19 protein-coding genes and 1 tRNA gene are annotated in these 19,869 nt (G+C 71.9%); 10 read left to right on the top strand and 10 right to left on the bottom strand.

The features are described 5' to 3' along the window. Positions 1-251 precede the first annotated feature (251 nt). Positions 252-911, bottom strand: a complete 660-nt coding sequence (locus ACIRO3_RS26285; protein ID WP_404140926.1) for a MerR family transcriptional regulator — start codon at positions 909-911, stop codon at positions 252-254. A gap of 156 nt (positions 912-1,067) precedes the next feature. Here ACIRO3_RS26285 and ACIRO3_RS26280 point away from each other — a divergent pair, with 156 nt between their 5' ends. Then, a complete protein-coding gene (locus tag ACIRO3_RS26280) occupies positions 1,068-2,453 on the top strand; it encodes a YhgE/Pip family protein (RefSeq protein ID WP_404140924.1) in 1,386 nt (461 codons plus the stop codon). Between the two features lie 83 nt (positions 2,454-2,536). Here ACIRO3_RS26280 and ACIRO3_RS26275 read toward each other — a convergent pair whose 3' ends face one another. Further along, positions 2,537-3,220, bottom strand: coding sequence for a DUF4232 domain-containing protein (locus ACIRO3_RS26275; RefSeq protein ID WP_404140922.1), 684 nt, complete (start codon positions 3,218-3,220; stop codon positions 2,537-2,539). A 607-nt stretch (positions 3,221-3,827) separates the two neighbouring features. On the opposite strand from ACIRO3_RS26275, the gene ACIRO3_RS26270 reads away from it, so the two are divergent. Then, positions 3,828-4,931: a serine hydrolase domain-containing protein gene (locus ACIRO3_RS26270; protein ID WP_404140920.1), complete on the top strand. Its 1,104-nt coding sequence runs from the start codon at positions 3,828-3,830 to the stop codon at positions 4,929-4,931. Between the two features lie 72 nt (positions 4,932-5,003). Beyond that, positions 5,004-5,077, top strand: a tRNA-Ala gene (locus ACIRO3_RS26265). Positions 5,078-5,459: 382 nt separating this feature from the next. Here ACIRO3_RS26265 and ACIRO3_RS26260 read toward each other — a convergent pair. Then, positions 5,460-5,780, bottom strand: a complete 321-nt coding sequence (locus ACIRO3_RS26260) for a hypothetical protein (protein ID WP_365997154.1) — start codon at positions 5,778-5,780, stop codon at positions 5,460-5,462. Positions 5,781-6,210: 430 nt separating this feature from the next. Here ACIRO3_RS26260 and ACIRO3_RS26255 point away from each other — a divergent pair, with 430 nt between their 5' ends. The 5 genes from ACIRO3_RS26255 (at position 6,211) to ACIRO3_RS26235 (ending at position 8,869) form a co-directional block, all read left to right on the top strand. Continuing rightward, positions 6,211-6,867, top strand: a complete 657-nt coding sequence (locus ACIRO3_RS26255) for a nucleotidyltransferase family protein (RefSeq protein ID WP_404140918.1) — start codon at positions 6,211-6,213, stop codon at positions 6,865-6,867. Then, positions 6,864-7,118: a hypothetical protein gene (locus ACIRO3_RS26250; RefSeq protein ID WP_361782101.1), complete on the top strand. Its 255-nt coding sequence runs from the start codon at positions 6,864-6,866 to the stop codon at positions 7,116-7,118. Before ACIRO3_RS26255 ends, ACIRO3_RS26250 begins: the two co-directional genes overlap by 4 nt. Next, positions 7,115-7,912: a metallophosphoesterase gene (locus ACIRO3_RS26245; RefSeq protein ID WP_404140916.1), complete on the top strand. Its 798-nt coding sequence runs from the start codon at positions 7,115-7,117 to the stop codon at positions 7,910-7,912. The genes ACIRO3_RS26250 and ACIRO3_RS26245 overlap by 4 nt, the downstream gene beginning before the upstream one ends. Positions 7,913-7,984: 72 nt before the next feature. Continuing rightward, positions 7,985-8,581, top strand: a complete 597-nt coding sequence (locus tag ACIRO3_RS26240) for a hypothetical protein (RefSeq protein ID WP_404140914.1) — start codon at positions 7,985-7,987, stop codon at positions 8,579-8,581. A 63-nt stretch (positions 8,582-8,644) separates the two neighbouring features. Beyond that, positions 8,645-8,869, top strand: a complete 225-nt coding sequence (locus tag ACIRO3_RS26235; protein WP_404140912.1) for a DUF2945 domain-containing protein — start codon at positions 8,645-8,647, stop codon at positions 8,867-8,869. Positions 8,870-9,000: 131 nt separating this feature from the next. On the opposite strand, the gene ACIRO3_RS26230 is transcribed toward ACIRO3_RS26235, so the two are convergent. Together ACIRO3_RS26230 and ACIRO3_RS26225 are read right to left on the bottom strand one after the other, a co-directional pair. Beyond that, entirely contained in the window at positions 9,001-10,095 is a 1,095-nt protein-coding gene (locus ACIRO3_RS26230) for a hypothetical protein (protein ID WP_404140910.1), read from the bottom strand. A 179-nt stretch (positions 10,096-10,274) separates the two neighbouring features. Continuing rightward, on the bottom strand, positions 10,275-11,018 hold the full coding sequence (locus ACIRO3_RS26225) for a maleylpyruvate isomerase family mycothiol-dependent enzyme (protein ID WP_404140908.1): 744 nt from the start codon (positions 11,016-11,018) through the stop codon (positions 10,275-10,277). Between the two features lie 305 nt (positions 11,019-11,323). On the opposite strand from ACIRO3_RS26225, the gene tkt reads away from it, so the two are divergent. Then, positions 11,324-13,540: a transketolase gene (gene tkt / locus ACIRO3_RS26220; RefSeq protein ID WP_404140906.1), complete on the top strand. Its 2,217-nt coding sequence runs from the start codon at positions 11,324-11,326 to the stop codon at positions 13,538-13,540. Between the two features lie 16 nt (positions 13,541-13,556). Here tkt and ACIRO3_RS26215 read toward each other — a convergent pair whose 3' ends face one another. From ACIRO3_RS26215 to ACIRO3_RS26195, 5 genes are all read right to left on the bottom strand, one after another. Next, complete coding sequence (locus ACIRO3_RS26215) at positions 13,557-14,186, bottom strand: histidine phosphatase family protein (protein WP_404140904.1); 630 nt, start codon at positions 14,184-14,186, stop codon at positions 13,557-13,559. A gap of 85 nt (positions 14,187-14,271) precedes the next feature. Continuing rightward, positions 14,272-16,011 (bottom strand): asparagine synthase (glutamine-hydrolyzing), encoded by a 1,740-nt coding sequence (gene asnB / locus ACIRO3_RS26210; RefSeq protein WP_404140902.1) that lies wholly within the window; start codon positions 16,009-16,011, stop codon positions 14,272-14,274. 41 nt (positions 16,012-16,052) lie between these two features. Next, complete coding sequence (locus ACIRO3_RS26205; RefSeq protein ID WP_404140900.1) at positions 16,053-17,153, bottom strand: hypothetical protein; 1,101 nt, start codon at positions 17,151-17,153, stop codon at positions 16,053-16,055. A gap of 79 nt (positions 17,154-17,232) precedes the next feature. Then, positions 17,233-18,285, bottom strand: a complete 1,053-nt coding sequence (locus ACIRO3_RS26200) for a hypothetical protein (RefSeq protein WP_404140898.1) — start codon at positions 18,283-18,285, stop codon at positions 17,233-17,235. A gap of 127 nt (positions 18,286-18,412) precedes the next feature. After that, positions 18,413-19,114: an SDR family NAD(P)-dependent oxidoreductase gene (locus tag ACIRO3_RS26195; RefSeq protein ID WP_404140897.1), complete on the bottom strand. Its 702-nt coding sequence runs from the start codon at positions 19,112-19,114 to the stop codon at positions 18,413-18,415. Between the two features lie 166 nt (positions 19,115-19,280). Between ACIRO3_RS26195 and ACIRO3_RS26190 the strand changes: the two genes are divergently transcribed. Continuing rightward, positions 19,281-19,844: an AAA family ATPase gene (locus tag ACIRO3_RS26190; RefSeq protein WP_404140895.1), complete on the top strand. Its 564-nt coding sequence runs from the start codon at positions 19,281-19,283 to the stop codon at positions 19,842-19,844. The last annotated feature ends 25 nt before the right edge of the window (positions 19,845-19,869 follow it).

Here is a 19,869-nt window from a genome sequence, read left to right as displayed (position 1 = left end):
CTCCAAGGAGGTTGGTCATGAACGGTAGACCGGCGGCGGGGCGCATTCTCATCGGCGCGCGGGCGGTGAATCCCGCGACCGTCGCACCCACGAGGCACGAGGGTCGTCCAGGGGCGCGGCGCGCTGCCCGGCTCCGGGTACGCCGCCTTCGGACGCGTCGGTCCGCAAACCCCGCATCGCCCCGGCGCGAGGTCGCGCCCGCGCCCGCGGCCCCCGGGCGCCATGCGCAGGCGTGGGCCGCGGGAGGTCGGTCAGGAACCGGTGTCGTCGCCCGCCACCCGGCGTCGGACCTGGTCCTCCTGCGCGAGACGGCGCAGCAGCTCGAAGACCGGGGCGCAGATCGCGAAGACGATGACCGCGCGCTCCGCCAGGGCCACCGGGTCGTCGAGGCCGGCCGCGCGCTCCAGGTCCAGCCGGGCCACCGACTCGGCGAGCCTCGCGTAGGCGGCGAGCTCGCCCGGGGCGTACTGAGCGTCCAGCCGGCGCAGCTCCTCCAGGGCCGCCGTCAACCCCGTCACGTGCGGTGACGTGCCGGGCGCCTGCCAGTCCAGGGCCGCGAGCAGCTCGGCCACCTCGGTTCCGGCGGTGGTGTCGGCCTCCGCCTCCTCCTCGTCGCCCGCGGGGCGCCTGCCCGCCACCGGCACCGGGAGGGCGTAGCTGATCGCTCCGAGGGCGCCCTCGGAGCTTTCGGCCTGGTCGACGGCCCCGAGCACATCGCGGGTGGCGGCGATGGTGAGGCCGCCGAGCGTGGTCAGTGCCTTGATCAGTCGGAGCCGCTGGGCGTGCTCCTCCCCGTACTCGGCGAGGGTCGCGGCGGTCGCCCGCCCGGCGGGCAACAGCCCTTGCCGCAGGAAGTACTTGATGCTGGCGACCGGCACGCCGGTGCGGCGGCTGAGTTCCGAGATCTTCATGCGGCTTCCCTGCTGGTCTCGCGGTCCGGTAACCGTCTGCGGCGATTGGACACCACAACAAGATACTGCCAGTATCCAGTAACTGGATACCTTAAGTATCCAGTCCAGGAACGCCGCCGCACCGGAGAATCGATGCCTCAGCCCACACCCCCCTCCGTGCTCCGCCGACCCCAGTTGTGGATCGGAACGGGCCTCATCGCCGCAGTGGTCTCGATGCTGTTCGCCCTGCTCTACGTGGGGGGCAACGTCAACCCCAGGGGCAATCTGCGCGACCTGCCCGTGGCCCTGGTCAACAGCGACAGCGGCGCCGACGTCAACGGCCGCCGGCTCAACCTGGGCGAGCAGGTCGTGTCGGGAATCGAGAAGGCCGCCGAGGGCGACCGGAGCATCGACTGGCAGATCGTCAGCCGCGAGGAGGCGGACGAGCGGCTGGGCAAGGGCAAGGTCTTCGGCGCCCTCGTCATACCCGCGGACTTCTCCGCCTCCGTGACCGGCCTCACCGCCCCGCAACCCGCATCCCAGGGCAAGCCCGCCGCGCCGACGCTGACCGTGCTGACCAACCAGGCCGCCGGGAGCATCGGCTCCTCCATGTCCTCCCAGGCCGCGCAGAAGGCCGCCCACGCCGCCTCCGCCCAGCTCGGTCAGGAACTCCTCAAGCAGGCGGGTTCCCAGAAGGCCCCGATCCCGACGGCCGCCCGGCTCAAACTGGCCGACCCGGTGACCGTGAACGTCGCCGACGGCCACCCCGTCGGCTCCCGCAGCGCCATGGGCCTGAGCGCCTTCTACTACGCGCTGGTGCTGGTCGTCTGCGGCATGCTCGGCGCCAACGTGGTCAACTCCCAGGTCGACACCGCTCTCGGCTACCTGCACACCGACTTCGGCCCGATCCGCAAGCGCGAACCCGTCCGGCACACCAGCCGGGTTCGTACCCTGGCCATCGGCATCGCGCTCATGCTCGGCCTGTCCCTCGTCATGGGCACCCTGGTCGAGGTCGCCACCGTCGGCATTCTCGACATGGACGCTTCCCACCTCGGCCTGCTGTGGCTCTACTCGGTGGCCACCATCGCGGTCGTCGGCGTCGGCAGCCTCGCTCTCTTCGCCGCCTTCGGCACCCCCGGCATGCTGCTGGCCACCATCGTGTTCGTCGCGATGGCCGTCCCCTCCTCGGGCGCCACCGTGCCCGTGCAGGCGCTGCCCGGGTTCTTCCGCGCCCTCTCCGAGTTCGAGCCGCTGCGCCAGATCACCGAGGGGCTGCGCTCCCTCCTCTACTACGGGGCCCAGGCCGACGCGGGCCTGACCCGGGCGTGGACCTCCATGGGAGTCGCCCTCGTCGCCGCGCTGGCCTTCGGCTTCGCCGTGACCCGCCTGTACGACCGCAGGGGACTGCACCGCATCCCGCACCCGGAGCCCGTGATCGACACCACCCCCACCGACTCGGGCTCGGGCTCGGACTCGGGCGCGGACCATGCCACGGACTCGAACTCGGCCGCGGACTCGGACTCGGGAGCCGAGACCAAGGCCGCGGCTTCCACCACGGCCTGAGGGGCGGCCGGCGTACCGCGTGGGACGGAAGCAGGGCCCGTAAGGGCTCCGCACCGCCGCCCGGTACGCCCGCCCACCGCGGGTCAGCCGCCCTGGCCGGCGCTTCCGATCGGGCCGACCTTGACCGGGGAGCCGGTGCCTTCCGTGACGGGCAGCGTGGCGGCGCCCGGCCAGGCGAGGGTGACCGACTTCGTCTCGTCCGGCGGGGTCACGACCAGCCCCGTCACGCGGACGCCGGATCCGCCCGACGTGTTGAGCGGGTAGGTGACCCCGAAGGAGACCGCCTTCCCCTTCTTGAGGACAACCGGTCCGGGGTGCTCGCCGGTGCGCTTCGCGGACAGCGACCCCGCGCTGGTCTTCAGGTCGACGCCCGCGTACTCGGAGAGCGTGCAGTCCTGACCGCCGCGGTTCTTCAGCTGCACCGCGACGGTGCCGTCGGTGTCGCCGCCGACGGTGCTGTCGATCGCCGTGATCTCCAGGTCGCCGGTGCGGCACTTGCCGGCCTTGCCGGTTCCGTCGGAGCCGGCCCCGGCGGCCGTGCCCTTCCCGTCGGAACCCGTTCCGGCGGAGTTCTTGCCGCCGCTCTGGTCCGTACCACCCGAGCTTGAACCGCCGCCCGGGGAGGCCGGGGCGGACGCGGCCGGCGACCCGGGGGGCGCGGACGACGCACCCCCTTGCGCCGCACCGTCTTCGCCGTTCTGGCACGCCGTGAGCGTGAGACCGGCGGCAACGGCCAGGGCTGCGAAGGTGAACTTGTGAACGCGCATCGTTGCTTCCTCGGAATCGGTGGGCCAGTGGGCCGCCCCCGTCGGTACGGGGCGGTGCGGGGCTGTGCGGTACTGGTCGGTACTGGTCGGGCACTGATCGGTACTGCTCCGGGCGAACGAGCCCTTCTGACCACCATGAGCCGCCCGGCCGGTGAGGCGTTCCGCCTGAGCACCCCCTCATACCTTCCTGTTACACGCACAGCTCGGCACCACGCGTATGCCCGCCGGGCGGCACGCTCCGGGGCAAGTCGCCCACCAGCAGGGACGCCGGTTCCCGCCACCATGCGCACCTGTTCTCGGCCACCCGCCCGCCGGGACAGACCCGTGACGCGGTGGATCTTGACCGTGCGCGTGAATGTCTCCCTCAACCCGCCGTCCCACGACACGGGGCGAGACGGCGGCCGTGGCTGCGCCGTCCGCACCGGGGGGTTACCCCCCTTTGGATCTTGGCGGTAGCGGGATCGCCCGGGGTGGCCGTCGGCGGACAAGCTGAGCCCGGCACATATCGCCGGTATCCCGACCCTTCCATGGGAGTTGACTCGTGCGCGAACAGTCATGGCAACGGCCGCCCTTTTCCGGGCAACGACGAACGGACCCGCGCAGGGGCGTGACAGCCGCAGCGGCGATGGCCCTCGGCGTCCTGACGCTGACCGCCCTGGCGCCACCGGCGGCGGTTGCCGCCGGCCGGCCGGACACCGTCCAGCAGGGCCTGAACGCCCTGGTGCAGAGCGACGGCCTGCCCGCCGCGCTGGCGAGCGTCAAGGACCGTACGGGCCGCACCCGTGACTACACCGCCGGGGTGGGCGACGTGGCCACCGGCTCGAAGGTGCCGGTCGACGGTCAGGTGCGGATCGGCAGCAGCACCAAGACGTTCACCGCGGTGGTCGTCCTGCAACTGGTGGGCGAAGGAAAGATCGACCTCGATGCCATGGTCGACACCTACCTGCCGAACCTCGTCCGCGGCGACGGAATCGACGGACAGCACATCACCGTCCGTCAACTCCTCCAGCACACCAGCGGACTTCCCGATTACGAGGACCTCGTGGGCGAGGACATCCGCGGGCACCGGTACTTCGAGCCCCGCGACATCCTCGACATCGCCCTCCAGCGCAAGGCCGTCTTCGCCCCCGGGAAGGGCTGGTCGTACAGCAACACGAACTACGTGGTGGCCGGCCTGATCGTCCAGAAGGTCACCGGCCGGCCGTTCGCCGAGGAGGTGGACCGGCGCGTCATCCAGCGCATCGGACTGCGCCACACCTACTTCCCGGCCCCCGGTGACATGACCATCCGCGAACGCCATCCCCACGGCTACGCCCGAGACGCGGCGGACGCGCCCCTGCGCGACGTCACGGAACTCGACCCGTCCGTGGGCTGGACGGCGGGCCAGATGATCTCCACCAACTCCGACGTCAACCGGTTCCTGGCCGAGCTGCTGGCCGGCCGCCTCCTCCCGCAGGCCCAGCTCGCCCAGATGCGCACCACCGTCCCCATCGGGGACACCGGCGCCGGCTACGGACTGGGAATCATGAGCAGGCCGCTCTCGTGCGGCGGTGTCTACTGGGGCCACGGCGGTGACATCGACGGGTACGAGACCCGCGGCGGGGTCACCGAGGACGGCCGCGCCGCCAACGTCGCCGTGACCGGCATCCCCGTCGACGGAGCGGGTACGGGGCGCGTCGAAAAGGTCGTGGACACGGCCCTGTGCCGCTGAACCACTGAGTGATCACCCCGAATCAACTCGGAGCGGCGGAGTGCGGGTCGCTTGTATGATCGCGAACGGGATGGGGCTCGTAGCGCAGTGGTCGTCGCGCCTTCACCGCATGTGGGAGGACGCCGGTTCGAATCCGGTCGGCCCCATCCCATCCCGACTCCCGCCGGCAGGACACACCCGCGTCTCGGTCGGGCGTCACGCAGCGGGGAGGGTCGAATCAGCGGCTCTCCCGGTGTCGGCCGTGACGCGGCGGTTCGCGAGTGGCCAGGAGTACGAGCGCCAGTCCGAGGGGCAGCAGGAACAGCAGCATGAGAGTCATACGGCTCTCGTGCCCTCGTGTGGACGGACTGATGCCGACGACCACGCTTTGGCCGGAAGAGACCCTGCCTCGGCTCCGGCACCCACAAGCTGCCACCGGCGACCGAGGCGGCAGGGCTGCCGCGCCCCGCCGCACCCGGGGGAAGGCGGCTGGTTGATCACCTCGGTCGTGGCATCCGGCCGGTCACACGGCCCGGCGACGGCCCGCCCTCATTCGGTGTCTTCGAGGGCGAGGGTGAGTGCGAGGTTCTGGAGGAGTTCCTCGGTGGGGTTCTCGGGCTCGGTGTGGTCATGGGCGTCGGCGACCGTCTGGAACGCCAGGATGAACCCGGTGACCAGCGCGTTGAAGGGCTGGGACACCTGTTCCAGAACTGCGAGCCCCGTCTCTTCCGGGCCGGCTCCGGCGGGGACGAGGAACTGTGAGGGGATCACATCTGCCAGCAGGCCCGAGACGAAATCGGTGTCGGCCCCGGACCGCAGGGCCGTGAGAGCGGCGATGGCTTTGAGTTGGATCTCGTTGTCCGTCACCATGCCGAGCGTAGACCGCCGGCGGTGGACACGGCCTCTCCGCTTCCTCGGCTTCGCCTGCCGCGCCGCGCATCGGGCCGGGGAGCGGGCCCAGGACGGGCCGGGGATCCGCGGCGCCCCGCCCCACGATTGCGCCCGGCCCGGGCCGCCCTTGGTGTCGTTTCAGGTGCTCGCAAGGATCGGGCAGGGCGGCCGGGGACCGCGTCCCGACCCTTCCCGCGAATCGAGCTGGACGATCCGCCAATCGGCTGACCAGCGCGAACCGGCAGCATCCCGTCCACGCGGGCCCCGGCCACCACACCACCCCGCCCCGTGTGATCACGGCTGCCGGACGGATCGCGGCCGAGGCGTTTGGGACCGTCCAGGCGGGTCAGACGTCTCCTTGAAACGTGCGGTTCGTACCGTTACCCCCGTGCGGGGAAGGAGGCATCCGGTGAACTCCGATGCGGTTCTGCCCGTCGATCTGGGGCCGTCGGAGGGCCTGCTCCGTAGCCCTCGCCCCGATGGCCTGCCACAGGACCACACTCAGGCGATCCTGCAGACCACCAAGCGGGTGGCGGCTCTGCTCAAGGCCTCGGGACGTCCGTTCGCGCTCGCGGGCAGCGTGGCCGCCTTCGCCCACGGCCTGCCGGCCGGCTTCCAGCACGACACCGATTTCTGTGTGTGTCCGGAGGATGCGGACGCGGTGATCGAGGCCCTGCAGGCCGGGGGGATCGAGATGCGGCGCGCCCCCGAGGACTGGCTGGTGAAAGGGCGATCGGGCGGAGAGGAGATCGACCTCATCTTCGAACTCGCCCGGCGACCGGTCAGCGTGGAACTGCTCGAACGGGCCGACGTGAGGGCCGTGGACTCGGTACGGATGCCCGTCCTGTCCCCCACCGACCTCATGGACAGCCGACTCGCGGCGCTGTGTGAGCACTATTGCGACTTCGGTGACCTGCTCCCGATGGCCCGCATGCTGCGCGAACGGATCGACTGGGCCCGTCTCGATCGCGACCACCGCGCCGATCCGTTGCCGGACGCGTTCCTTTACCTCTTGGAACGCCTCATGATCATCGAACGTAGCGACCCTGGGGAGAGCGCGTCATGACCTCGGCCGACCTCATCGAGTACCGCATCGCCCACCTGCGCGAACGTCTCGCTCGCGAGGACATCGCCGAACTCGGCCTGCAGATCGAGGCGCACGGCACGCACGCGGTGCTGCGGGGCAGCGTCTGCAGCGATGCGAGCCGCGAGGCCGTCCTGCGCGCGGCCACCGAGGAACTCGACGGCGTCGAATGGCACGAGGACCTGACCGTGAACCACATGTGTCCGCCCGATCACTCCGAGGAGCTCCTGTGACACGGATAGCGGCCGTCGGCGACATCCATCTGGGGCCGGACAGTGCCGGCGCCCTGCGCCCCGCCTTCGAAACGCTCGGCGACTACGCCGACCTGCTTCTCCTCGCGGGCGATCTCACCCGGCACGGCACTCCGGAAGAGGCGCGCGTAGTGGCGGGCGAGGTGGCAGGGCTTCCCGTACCCGTCGTCGCGGTGCTCGGCAACCACGACTACCAGAGCGACCGGCAGGACGAGGTCGCGCGGGAACTCGCCGCACAGGGCGTGCACGTCCTGGAGGGGACGTCGGTGGTCTTGGACGTCCGCGGTACGCGTGTCGGCGTGGCGGGGGTCAAGGGGTTCTGTGGCGGCTTCGCCGGGCGCAGCGGAAGCGAGTTCGGCGAACCGGAGATGAAGGATTTCATCCGCTACACCCGCAGGTGTGCCCAGGGACTCGGCAGGGCCCTGAGGGAGGTGGCCGACCAGGGCTGCGACCTGCGGATCGCCCTGACGCACTACGCGCCGGTCCCGGACACCCTGGCCGGTGAGCCCCCGGAGATCTTTCCGTTCCTCGGCAGCTACCTTCTCGCCGAGGCGATGGACGAGGAGGGCGCGGACCTCGCCGTCCACGGCCACGCCCACCTGGGCACGGAGCACGGTGTGACCGCGGGCGGCGTGCGGGTCCGCAATGTCGCGATGCCGGTCATCGACAGTGCTTTCGCCGTCTACCACCTGACCCCGTCCAACGGGGGTGTGTCGGCCGCCGCACCGGCGACGCGGTCCGCCGCACGCGGAGGGGCGAGCGCGGATGCCCGATGACCACGGCCTGATGACCGGGGCCCAATGACTCGAATGACGTGCTCCCGGGGCACGGCTGAGGGGAGCGTTGCCATGCGGCACAAGCCGGAGCGATCCCGACGGGCTTCGGATCCCGATCGCCTGTTGGGCCTGTACCTGAACGACCATCTCGCCGGGGCGGGGGCCGGGGTGGCCCTGCTGCGGCGGATGACCCGCTCCCACGCGGATACCGCGGCCGGGCCGCGTCTGACGGAACTCGCTGAGGCGGTGACGGCCGATCGCGACAGTCTGCGCGAGATCATGACGGCTCTCGACGTACCGCTCGGACACCGCAGGATGCTCCTGGGCGTGCTCGCGGAGAAGGCGGGTCGCCTGAAGCTCAACGGACGGTTGATCTCCCGGTCGCCGCTGAGCGACGTTCTCGAACTGGAGGCGGTCCGGGTGGGGGTGGAGGGCAAGAAGGAGCTGTGGCGGGCGCTGCGGATCCTGTCCCGCTCGGACTCCCGGATCGACGGCGAGGCCATGGGCCGTCTGCTGGCGCGGGCCGAACGTCAGGCCGATGTCTTGGAGACCCTGCGGCTGACGGCGGTGGAGGGCGCCTTCGACACCCGGGCTCACCGCGGTCCACAGGGGGCGCCGTCCCGCCCCCACGCGAGGACCCGCGGTTTCGCGGGTTGGAGGCCGGCCTGACGGCCGACAACGTCCGAACAGCATGATCGGGGGCCGGGGAGGGAGAACGGAGGAGGAAGCGTCATGGCCAAGGACAACGAGTTCGGCAAGGGCGAGAAGGTCTCGTGGAGGAGCCACGGCACGACTGTGCCCGGTGAGGTCAAGAAGAAGATCACCCAGCGCACGGAGGCGGTCGGCCGTACCGTCGACGCCTCCAAGGACGACCCGCAGTACGAGGTGGAGAGCGACAAGTCGGGCCGCAGGGCCGTCCACAAGCCCCAGGCGTTGCGCAAGCGCGACAAGAAGTGACCAAGCGCGACGAGAAGTGACGACGGGCCGGCTCACGGAGTGGCTGAGGAGGACGATCCCGGGACGGACGAGGCGGCCGCCACGGTCGGGCGGCCGCCTCGCACCACTCGGTCAGAACCCGGTCCGTCACCTCATGAGGCCGTGGCCTCCGCGTCGCGGGCGAGCTCCGGTGCCAGATCGGACGGTGTGTGCAGCGGATCCGGCGCCGCCTCCGGCGGGACGAACACCGGCGGTTCGGGGCTGGGCTGCGGCCTGTCCGAACGGTAGAGCAGGGCCGTGACCGAAAGGACGGCGGTCAGGCCGGCCGCGAGCATCGAGGCTCCGGTGGGCCAGGGCAGCAGGGCCTCCGACACGCCGCCCCAGAGGTCGAGACCGAACACGGACGCGAGCACGTGGATCAACACGAGCGCGATCCCGGTCATGGTCGTCGCCGACCACACCCCTGCGCGGTCCCGCACCAGCACCAGCACGGCGAGGGTCAGGCACACGCCCGCCAGACCCGGCAGGATCCATGCCGACGGCCCGCCCTGGGCGAGGAAGGCGGCGGGATCGCGGGGCAGGTACAGGAGTGCGGAGACGACCAGGGCCGCCGCCACGGGCCACCGCAAGCCGCGGCCGGGCAGGCTCGGCACCTTCGGCGACTCGTCGGCGGGTGCCTCCCACGAAGGGAAGTCGTCGTTGGGGCCGAAGGCTCCGTCAGCGGGTTCCCGATCCGGCTCCGCCGGATACACCGCGCCCTCCTTGGTCCCCGGCGACGGCTGAGCCTCGAACCGCGGCTCGAACTGCGGGCGGGGCGGGAACTCCGGCTGAGGTTCGGACTCCTGTTCGCCCAGCGGCTGGTCGTCCCCCGCGAGGAGTACGGCGAGCGCGATGACGTCCTCGATGGGGCGGCTGATCGCGGCGGCTCGCAAGGCGTGGTCCGCCGCGTCGGGTACCTGCCCGGAACGCCGCAGCAGCGTCACCAGGTCAGCCACCTCGTCCACGGACCGGCGGGTCACCGCGGTCTCCAGCAGCGTACGCAGGCAGGCGGCGTCACCGACCGGGCGCGACCCCTCTTCCAGGTCGTCCGCCTCCCCCGACGGTGGGGAAACGGCGGGTGCGCAGGTCGGCGCGGGCGGCGGGGTCGCGGTACCGGGGGCCTGCGCCCGTTCCTCCCCGGCCTCGGGTGCGGCCCCGACCGCTGCCTCGACCCCTCCGTCGACCTCGGGTATCGCGTGGTCACTCATGGATCGCTCCGTTCGAATGCACCGCTGCGCGCGGTCACGCACGACCGTGCTCGCGCGGGTTGCGGCACGCGAAGACTTGTTTACTCCACGTAACGATGCAGCACAGGGGCTGAGTCCACCACGCGGAGCAAGCAAACGGGGACGGCCCCTCGTGCGGCCCGCGCGGACAGCGCTGCCGCTCAGTGCCTCCAGGCCGGGACCCGGGGAAGTGCGCCGGGCGGATCGACGGTGAGGGCGGTTCCCCGGGATCGGCCGGTCAGCCAGGCCAGGATGTCGGCTGCCGACCCGCTCACGAGTGGGCCCCGGCCTCCCCCGGCGTCGCGCTGGGAGGCCTCGTCGTCCGCGCTGATCCGTACGGGTGGCATGGCCGGGTCGGCCTTCAGTCCGCTCACGGTGTTCCGCAGTTCCCGAGTGACGAAGGCGGCCGGCCAGTCGGCGGGTACGTAGGAGGTCGCCAGATCGACGTGGTGGACCTCCAGCTCTCGCAGCAGACTCCAGAGGACCCCGCGTACCGGCCGCAGCCCTCCCCCGAGCCATCGCACCGGGACGTCCCATGCCTCTGCGGGGTGTTCGGCGATGGCGCTCAGCAGTTCGCCCAGCGACGTCCGCAAGTCGACCCGGATGCTTTCGGTGTCGCGGAGCACGCCTTGGCGGATCTCGCGTGCCCGGGTCGCCTCGTCGGGGTACTGGGGCAGGTCGATGCCGCCCCGGGCGGTCGTCAGCAGGCGGAGGCGGGAATCCGCGCCTCGGGCGAGATGGACCAGTACGTGTGCACGGGTCCAGTCGGGCAGCAGGGAGGCGGCCCTGATCTGTTCGGCGGTCAGAACCTCGACGGTGCGCAGCAGGTGACCGGCGGAGGCGGTCAGGAGGGGCAGGAGCATGTCGGGGTGATCGTGCTCGGCGGGGCTTTCCGGGATGCTCATGGTGGTTCTCCTGCCCCCGCGAAAGCCATCACACGTGGAAGTGTTCCGCGGGGGCCCGTCACGCCCGGCTCGGCAGGGACATGGTGGGCTCCGGTCCGGGCGCCGTTCAGGTGGGTGTGCCCCGAAGGGGCCAATTCACGGCCGGGTTGATATCACCCGGGACGGGCGGGGTAGCCGGGCACGTATGAATCACCCACCCCTGCGAACCGTGGCGCTTGCCGCGAAAAGGGCTCCGGTCGGTCCCCGGCTCTGATCCGGTTCACCGGTTCGGCCGAACCGGCCGCCGGCTTGACGAAGGAGAAGCGATGACGAACGAACGATCCGGCGGAACGACCCGGCGCGACCGGTCCTTGGCCGGTCCGGTGGCGGAGCGTGCGGGGTGGGACGAGGTCGACGTACGCGCCGTCGACACCGTGCGGCTGCTGGCGGCCGACGCGGTGCAGAAGGTCGGCAACGGTCACCCGGGGACGGCGATGAGCCTGGCCCCCCTGGCCTACCTGCTGTTCCAGAACGTCATGCGGCACGACCCGAACGATGACCAGTGGCTGGGACGCGACCGTTTCGTGCTCTCCTGCGGTCACTCCAGCCTCACCCTCTACATCCAGCTCTACCTCGCCGGCTACGGCCTGGAGCTGTCGGACCTGGAGGCGTACCGGACCTGGGGCTCGACCACCCCCGGGCATCCGGAGCACCGGCACACCCCCGGCGTGGAGATCACCACGGGGCCGCTGGGGCAGGGGCTGGCCGCCGCGGTCGGCATGGCGATGGCCGCGCGCCGCGAACGCGGACTGCTCGACCCCGACGCCGAGCCGGGCACCAGCCCCTTCGACCACCACGTCTACGTCATCGCCTCCGACGGCGACATGATGGAAGGCGTCACCGCCGAGGCCTCTTCCCTGGCCGGACACCAGGAACTCGGCAACCTCACGGTGTTCTACGACTCCAACCACATCTCGATCGAGGACGACACCGACGTCTCCTTCAGCGAGGACGTCCCGGCCCGCTACGCCGCCTACGGCTGGCACGTACAGACCGTCGACTGGACGGTAACCGGCGAGTACGTCGAGGACGTCGACGCGCTCCTGGCAGCCGTCCACGCCGCCCGGCAGGAGACCGGGCGGCCCTCCCTGATCATGTTGCGCACCCTGATCGGCTGGCCGGCGCCCACCAAACAGAACACGGGCAAGGCGCACGGCTCCGCGCTGGGCGAGGACGAGATCGCCGCCACGAAGACGCTCCTGGGCTTCGACCCCGACGCGCGTTTCGCCGTCGAGGAGGCGGTCTTGGCCCGGGCCCGTGAGGTCGCCGAGCGGGGCCGGCGGGCACACGCCGCGTGGGACGAGGGCTTCGAGGCCTGGCGGAGCGCGCATCCGCGACGCGCGGCGCTGCTGGACCGCCTGCAAGAACAGCGATTTCCCGACGGCTGGTCGGACGTCCTGCCCGTCTTCCCCGCCGACGCGAAGGGAATGGCGACCCGAGCCGCTTCGGGTGAGGTCCTCAGCGCGCTGGCGTCCGTCCTTCCCGAGCTGTGGGGCGGCTCCGCGGACCTCGCCGGAAGCAACAACACGACCATGGCCGGGGAACCGTCCTTCGTGCCGGCCGACCGCCAGACCAAGGACTGGAAGGGCGGGCCGTACGGGCGCACCCTGCACTTCGGCATCCGCGAGCACGCCATGGGCGCCGTCCTCAACGGCATCGCGCTACAGAGCCTCACCCGCCCCTACGGCGGAACCTTCCTGGCCTTCTCCGACTACATGCGGCCCGCGGTGCGGCTGGCCGCGCTGATGAAGCTGCCGGCCATCTACGTGTGGACCCACGACTCCATCGGTCTGGGCGAGGACGGACCCACCCACCAGCCCGTAGAACACCTGGCCGCGTTGCGGGCCATCCCCGGCCTGGACGTGGTGCGCCCCGCCGACGCGAACGAGACCACCGCGTGCTGGCGCGCCGTCCTCGAACACCACGACCGGCCGGCCGGGCTGATCCTGAGTCGGCAGAACCTGCCCGTCCTGGACCGCGACGGCGGGGAGTACGCGCCCGCCCAGGAGGCTGCCGCGGGCGGATACGTCCTGGTCGACGCGGCGGACGGGGCCGTGCCCGACGTCATCCTGATCGCGACCGGCTCCGAGGTGCACCTGGCGTTGGAAGCCCGCGCGCTCCTGGCGGACGACGGCGTCGCCGTACGCGTGGTGTCGATGCCGTGCCGGGAATGGTTCGCGGCCCGGCCCCAGGACCACCAGGACCGGGTCCTGCCCCCGTCCGTGCGCGCCCGGGTCAGTGTGGAAGCCGCTGTCGGGCAGGGCTGGCGCGACGTGGTGGGCGACGCCGGCCGGATCGTCGGCCTGGAGCACTATGGCGCCTCGGCCGACTACGAGCGCCTGTACACCGAGTTCGGGATCACCGCCCAGGCCATCGCCGCGGCGGCCCGCGACAGCATCCGCGACGCCCGCCGGACGCCGCGGCCAGGCGGCCACCACCCCACCTCGGCGCCCGTCGAGGGCGGCACCGGCGACCGCCCCTGAAGCGGCGACACGCTGATCAGCCTTCGAGGTGGCGGGTGTCTCCGAGGCGGACGAGCTGGCGGTTGTGGAAGAAGTCGTCCTCGCGGAGATGGGTGATGCTGCCCGAGGCCACTCGGAAGTTGACGTGGCCGAGGGAGTCGATCGGCATGCCGATCCAGGCGGCCACCACGAAGGTCAGCGCGAAGCCGTGCGTCACGATGACCTGGTGCTCGTACGGGTGTCGCAGGATCCCGTCCATGGCCTCGTAGATCCGTCCGGCGAACGCGGCCCGCGTCTCCGCTCCCTCGATGCCCTCGTCGTGGCCCATCCGGTCGCCGGTCGCGGGCGGGGGCACGAACCTCTTGTCCAGCCACTCCTGGGGCCTGCCCTCGGCCTCTCCGTACGACTTCTCCCGCAGCCGGGGGTCCAGGGCCGCCTCCACGCCCAGCAGGCTACCGATCTCCTGCGCGGTGCGCCGGGTCCGCAGGAGGTCCGAGGAGATCAACTCGACGTCGGCGTCCTCGGGGATCTCGGTCCGCAGGGCGCGGGCGATCGCGGCCGCCTCCCGCAGTCCTTCGGGGGTCAGCGTGGAATCGTGCCAGCCGCCGACCAGGCCCTCGACGTGGTGGCTCGCCTCCGGGTGGGTGACGACGTGGATGCTGCGCACCGGTGCGCCTTTCTTTCGAAGGGGTGGGTGGGTCCTGCCCTGTTTCGGGACGGTACCGCGTCCGCGCGGCCCGGGTGACGGGGTCTCACGGAAGGGACAGCTCCAGGATCATCAGCCCCCACACCAGTCGGGCCTGGTCGCGCCGGACGGCGTGGGTGTCCAGGACTTCTCGGACGGCGGCGCCGCTCAGGAATCCGTCGGTGCGCAGCCGCGGCCGGGCCAGCACGTCCGTCGCGAACTCCCAGAGCTTGGTACCGGGCGCCAGGAACGCGTCGACGGGGAAGGTGAAGGGTTGTTTCTGCCGTGTGCGCACCGAGTCCGGGACGAGCGGGGCGCCGGCGTCCCAGAGGATCCCCTTGCGCCGGACCGCGGTGGCCTTCAGGGCGTCGGGGGTGCGCCGCGCGAAGTCGGTGACGGCCGGCTGGCAGTAGGGGACCCTGCCCTCGATGCCGTGGGCCATGGAGAGGTGGTCGAGCTTGCGGAGGTTCAGGCCGGGGAGTTTGTGCAGCCGGTCGAAGGTCAGCAGCTGCTCCAGGCGTGCGGGGGCCGGCGGTCCGAGCAGTTCCCGCGCGCGGGCGCGGCTGCTGCCGCCGGAGTCGAGCAGCGCCCGGTACTCGGGCGTGTAGAGCCGGCGGTAGCGCGCGTGCGGGACCAGGGAGAGCCGGTCCAGGTAGCGCTCGCGCCAGGTGTCGTCGGTGGCGGCGAGCGCGGTGCTGTAGCGGCGGTAGCCGCCGAACTGTTCGTCCGCCCCGTCGCCCACGAAGCAGACCCGCAAGGAACGGTCAGCGATCTCCCGGAAGAGGACGTACGCGCTCAACGCGTGGGGCGTCGCGTTGGGAGAGCCCAGCGCCGCCACCATGGGCGGGATCAGTTCGGGCAGCTCGGCCTCGCGGATCTCGACCACTTCGAGCGGGATGCCGGCGTGCGCGGCGGCGTCCCGGGCGTAGGTCTCCTCGTCGGACGGGTGAGTGCCCTCGTGGGTCACGTGGAAGCCGGTGACGTCGGTGCGGCGGCGGCCCAGCAGGGTTGCCAGGACGGCGGAGTCGAGGCCCCCGGAGAGTTGCACGGCCACGGGCGCGGACTGGAGTGACATCCGCTCCACCTCCCCGGTCAGCAGGGAGCCGAGTCGAGCGGGCGTGCAGGTGCCGTCGGGCGGGGGCGTCCGGGTGGGCAGGCGCGCTCGGACGACGCTCGCGTGGCCGTCGTGGACCAGGTGCTCGCCCGCCCGGAGGGCGGACACACCGGTGTACAGCGACGAACCGGGCGGCAGACACTGCCAGTTGAGGTAGTGGTCGACGGCGTACGGGTCCACGTCGAGGCGGCCCGTCCGCAGTGCGGCGAGGCCGCCCGGTTCGGATGCGAAGGCGACGCCGTCCGCGGTGGCCTCGTAGTACAGGCTCTTGACGGCCAGCGGGTCGCTCCACAGCTTCAACTGCCGGCCGGAGCGCAGGTCCACCAGGGCGATGGCGTACATGCCTTCGAGCCGGTCCACGAAGCGGTCGCCGTGCAGTTCGTAGTAGGGGAGCAGGACGGAGCCGTCACAGTCGCCGTCGACGTGCACCCCGTGCGCGGCGAGTTCCCGCCTGATGGCGCGGAAGTTGTAGATCTCGCCGTTGAACACGGCGTGCAACGATCCGTCGGTGTTGGTGAACGGCTGCCGGCCGTGCGAAGGGTCCTGGATCGCGAGGCGGTTGCAGCCCAGGCCCCAGCCCTCCCCCCGGACGTGGGCCTGCCGGTCGGGGCCGCCGGGCAGCTGGGCGTCGCGCGCGGCCTCCATCGCGCGCACGTCGCGATCGGATCCGAAGTAGCCGTAGATCCGGCACAAGGGCGTCTCCCCCAGGTGTTGGACGGAGGCCTGGCGGCCCCTCAGGCGGACTTGTTGTTCTCCCCGACGGGTGCCGTACGGCCCTTCGCCCAGTCCTGGAGCGGCAGGTGGTGCGGCGCCGCGCCGCGGGCGGTCATGGCGGAGAGCAGCTCGCGCAGGGAGGGCAGGCCGGGCTCGGCCTCGCGGGCGCGGAAGCAGTACTCGTTGGAGATCTCGGCGTTCCAGGTCATGCTCTCGTGCAGTTCTTCCTTCAGCAGGTCGAGGAAGTCCGCGCGGCCGACGAACGCGTCCGCCTTCTCGCGGCCGGCCCGGATCTCGGCGAAGGCGAGGTCGATGAGGTCGAGCCATTCCAGGACGGCGTCGCCGGCGTCGGCCTGCGGACCCACGCCGAAGGCGTTCAACTCGTCGAACCGGCGGCGCAGTTCGGCCGGCAGGGGCAGGCGGGCCAGGAAGCGGGCCAGGTACTTCGGGTTGCGGTTGGTGTTGCCGTGGACGTGCGTGAGGCCCCGGAAGGTGTCGACGCCCAGTTTGCGCGCCGCGATCAGCGCCGATGTGTGGTCTCCCTGGGCCCACATGCCGGCCAGGTCACGGAAGTCGGGGTAGCTGCCGACGGACGCGCGGAAGGCCGTGTAGGCGACCTCCCCGGGGCGCACCTCCGCGGCGAGTTCCCCGAACGCGGCGGCGTTGGTGAGCGGGATCCCGTACGTGAGCCGCGACAGGACCCGGAAGTCGACGGCCGACGCCGCGAATCCGGAGGACTTGCGGGCGCGGGTCCGCATCTGGGCGTAGAGCCGCGCGTGCGAGGTGAGCATGGCGGCGACCTCCTGGACCGTCCAGTACTCGACGTCCACCCCGAGCAGGCTGTGGGGCAGGTAGTCGAAGCTCGCCTTCACCCGGTCGCCGCTGGTGTAGTACCGCATGTGCTGCTCGCGGGGGAAGGTGTCGCGGTGGAACCTCTCGTCCTTCGTCCGGGCGATGACGCAGAAGTCGAAGTCCGAGGACGGGGTGCCGGAGCCGTCCACGAGCGAACCGGACAGCATCAGGATGTCGTCGGCGGCGAGGTGGATCTTCGCGAGGACGGCCTCCTCGTCGAAGTCGTCCATGCCGGGGACCGCGGCGACGTGTGTACGGAAGGAGAGCACGGCTGCCCTGCCCCTCTCTGTCGGGGTGCGATGGCCCGGCCGGTGGCCGGCCGGGTGGAAACGGGGCGCGTCCCGGCCCTCACCCCTGCGGGGAGCGTGCCGGGGCCGGCACCCGGGCGCGGAGGTGGTCGGTGAGCCGTGCCACCTCCCGGCTCACGTCCTCGAACGCGTACCGGAAGCGGAAGGTGGGCAGCGCCGCGAGGGCGTCACGGGTCCGGTGGGCGGTGGCGTCGTCCGGTGCGTGGCCGAAGATGTTGAGGTGTTTGTTGGGCACGCCCAGGACGTGTCGTTCCAGCAGTCCGGCGCGCTCGGCCCGCGGTACGTCCGACACGCCGGTCTCCGACGGATCGTCGGCGAGGCTGAGGTGGACGATCGCGTCGACGGCGGCCGACCGGCCGATGCGGGTGTCCAGCAGGGTCGCGTACTCCCAGGGGTAGATCAGGGCCGTTCCGTGCTCCTCGACGCCCGACTCGCGCAGGCTCCCCAGCGTCTGGTTGGCGGGGTGCGTCAGGGAGGACCGTGCCGCCCGCGCCGCCTGCCGCCCGAACAACAGGTCCAGGGTGTCCAGTCGTACCGAGACGGACCGCGGCCATCCGACGCCGAGGACCCCGCTCCCGTCCGGTTCCGCCGTGAGGCTCACGTCGTCGTTGCACACCATGACGCCCGCGCCGTGCAGCACGCTCGCCATGACGAAGGTGGTCTTGCCGGCGCGGCTGCCGCCGACGAGGGCGACGCCCAGCCCGTCCAGTTCCACGAGGCCGGCGTGCAGGAAGAGCATGCCCTGCCGGCTCGCCGCCGAGCGGTGGATCGCCCGGGTCGCCCGCAGGAGGGACTGGGTCACCCAGGCCTCGCCCCGGGGGGCCAGGTGGTGGAGGATCCGCCGCGGGCCGTCGACGGCGTAGTGGATGCTCGTCTCACCCTGCGCGGTGACCGTTTCCGGTCGGGCGCCCGCCGGTGGCTCGGTGTCGGCGACGACCTCCCAGGCCCCGGGCGGGCAGGGGCCCGGTTCGAGGGACAGGTAGGGACGTGCGAGGCGGTCGATGTGTCGCGCCACGGACGGGGAGCACGTCAGGCCGGTGCTCTCGACGTGGGAACGGACGGTGTACCGGTGCGTGGGTGCGCTCGATGTCATGCCGCTTGTCACCCCCGTGTCTGGGTGGGGGCCCGCGTCGTGCCGGGTCCCGGTCTTCACGGCCGATCATGACAAGGACGGCCGGGCCTGTCCCGGGCGATTCCGCAGAGCGGAACGGACATGGGATTCAGTCGGGTTCCGACACCATGGGCCCGCGGGTGTCCCAGCCCAGTTCGTCGAGCCCCCGGAAGAACCTGCCGTTGGACCGTGCGGCGGGCTCGCCCAGCAGTCGCACCAGGTCGTCGGCGGCCGGAGCGGGCTCGTTCGGGGCGTCGGGCGTCCCCATGTCGGTACGGATCCAGCCCGGGCAGTACGCGAAGGAGGCCAGGTCACCGGGGGCCGCGGCGAAGTGCCGGGCCACCGAGAGGACCAGGGAGTTGGCCGCCAGCTTGGACGACCGGTAGGCGAAGGAGGCGCCGTCCGCGTCCTGGAGGCGTCCCATGCCCGAGGAGACGCAGACGATCCGGCCCGAGCCCCGCGCGAGCATCCGGGGGGCGTAGCGCAGGACCAGTCGCGCGGTGCCGAACAGGTTGACCTCGAAGGTGTCCCGCAGGTCGTCGAGGGTGAGCGAGAGGAGGTCGCCGTACCCGATCCGGGGGTCGTCCAGGTAGACGCCCGCGTTGGCGACCAGCACGTCCACGTCCTCGGCGGCGAAGAGGTCGTCGGCGAGCGGCTCGCGCAGGTCGAGGACCCGGTAGTCGTCGACGTGGTCGCCACCCGGCGAGGGCGACAGGCCCACGCCCAGGACGCGGTAGCCGGCCGCCCGCAGTGCGCGGCACAGGTGGACCCCCAGGCCCCGGGAGACACCGGACACGAGTGCATTCGGCATGGCGGCGAGCGTAGCCGCCGCGCGGGGTCTTGTCCGCACCGCGCGGCGCGGGTCCGCGCCGGCGCGACGGGGACGCGTCTTCCCGTGCGCCGTGTCGCGGGGCGGGTCGGCCGGTTAGTCTGGTGCGCCCGGTCAGGGGACACCCGAGGGAAGGGGGAGGCGTCGGATGCACACGCACCGACTGCTCGTCACGGGGCCGAGCGGGGCGGGCAGTACCACTCTCGGCCGCGCGCTCGCGACCCTGTGGGCGGCGGCTCACGCGGACGTGGACGACTACCTGTGGCTGCCGACCAATCCGCCCTACACCCACAAGCGACCCGTCGAGGAACGTCTGGCGCTGATGGACGCGCTGTTCGTGCCGCGCGCCGCCTGGGTGCTGTCGGGGACGCTGCGGGGCTGGGGTGACGGCGTCATCGCGCGGGCCGACGGCGTGGTGTTCCTGACCATCGACCCACAGGTCCGGATGGACCGGCTGATGCGCCGCGAGGTCGTCCGGTACGGGGACGAGATCGGCACCGGCGGGGCGCTGGAGACGGCCCACCACGACTTCATGGACTGGGCGAGGGGCTACGAGGACACCGACGTGCCGGGCCGCCGGTCCAGGGACGAGCGCTGGCTGGCGGGACTCACCTGCCCGGTGCTGCGGCTGGACAGCACCCTGCCGCTGGACAAGCTGGTCGCTGCGGTGACCGACTGGTTCGAGGGCGGTGCGGCGGGCCGGCCCTCGTGAGGGGAGCCGGGCCGCCCACCGTCGC

This window comes from Streptomyces sp. NPDC102278 (assembly GCF_044766345.1).
Lineage (GTDB): Bacteria > Actinomycetota > Actinomycetes > Streptomycetales > Streptomycetaceae > Streptomyces.
The sequence above is the reverse complement of the archived record's forward strand: the minus strand, read 5'-3'. Positions and strand labels throughout refer to the sequence as shown.

Bases quoted from the DNA above. Each gene is read 5' to 3' on its own strand.
- ACIRO3_RS26285 (WP_404140926.1), bottom strand. From the start codon at position 911: ATGAAGATCTCGGAACTCAGCCGCCGCACCGGCGTGCCGGTCGCCAGC.
- ACIRO3_RS26275 (WP_404140922.1), bottom strand. From the start codon at position 3,220: ATGCGCGTTCACAAGTTCACCTTCGCAGCCCTGGCCGTTGCCGCCGGT.
- ACIRO3_RS26260 (WP_365997154.1), bottom strand. From the start codon at position 5,780: ATGGTGACGGACAACGAGATCCAACTCAAAGCCATCGCCGCTCTCACG.
- ACIRO3_RS26250 (WP_361782101.1), top strand. From the start codon at position 6,864: ATGACCTCGGCCGACCTCATCGAGTACCGCATCGCCCACCTGCGCGAA.
- ACIRO3_RS26240 (WP_404140914.1), top strand. From the start codon at position 7,985: ATGCGGCACAAGCCGGAGCGATCCCGACGGGCTTCGGATCCCGATCGC.
- ACIRO3_RS26235 (WP_404140912.1), top strand. From the start codon at position 8,645: ATGGCCAAGGACAACGAGTTCGGCAAGGGCGAGAAGGTCTCGTGGAGG.
- ACIRO3_RS26230 (WP_404140910.1), bottom strand. From the start codon at position 10,095: ATGAGTGACCACGCGATACCCGAGGTCGACGGAGGGGTCGAGGCAGCG.
- ACIRO3_RS26225 (WP_404140908.1), bottom strand. From the start codon at position 11,018: ATGAGCATCCCGGAAAGCCCCGCCGAGCACGATCACCCCGACATGCTC.
- tkt (WP_404140906.1), top strand. From the start codon at position 11,324: ATGACGAACGAACGATCCGGCGGAACGACCCGGCGCGACCGGTCCTTG.
- ACIRO3_RS26200 (WP_404140898.1), bottom strand. From the start codon at position 18,285: ATGACATCGAGCGCACCCACGCACCGGTACACCGTCCGTTCCCACGTC.
- ACIRO3_RS26195 (WP_404140897.1), bottom strand. From the start codon at position 19,114: ATGCCGAATGCACTCGTGTCCGGTGTCTCCCGGGGCCTGGGGGTCCAC.
- ACIRO3_RS26190 (WP_404140895.1), top strand. From the start codon at position 19,281: ATGCACACGCACCGACTGCTCGTCACGGGGCCGAGCGGGGCGGGCAGT.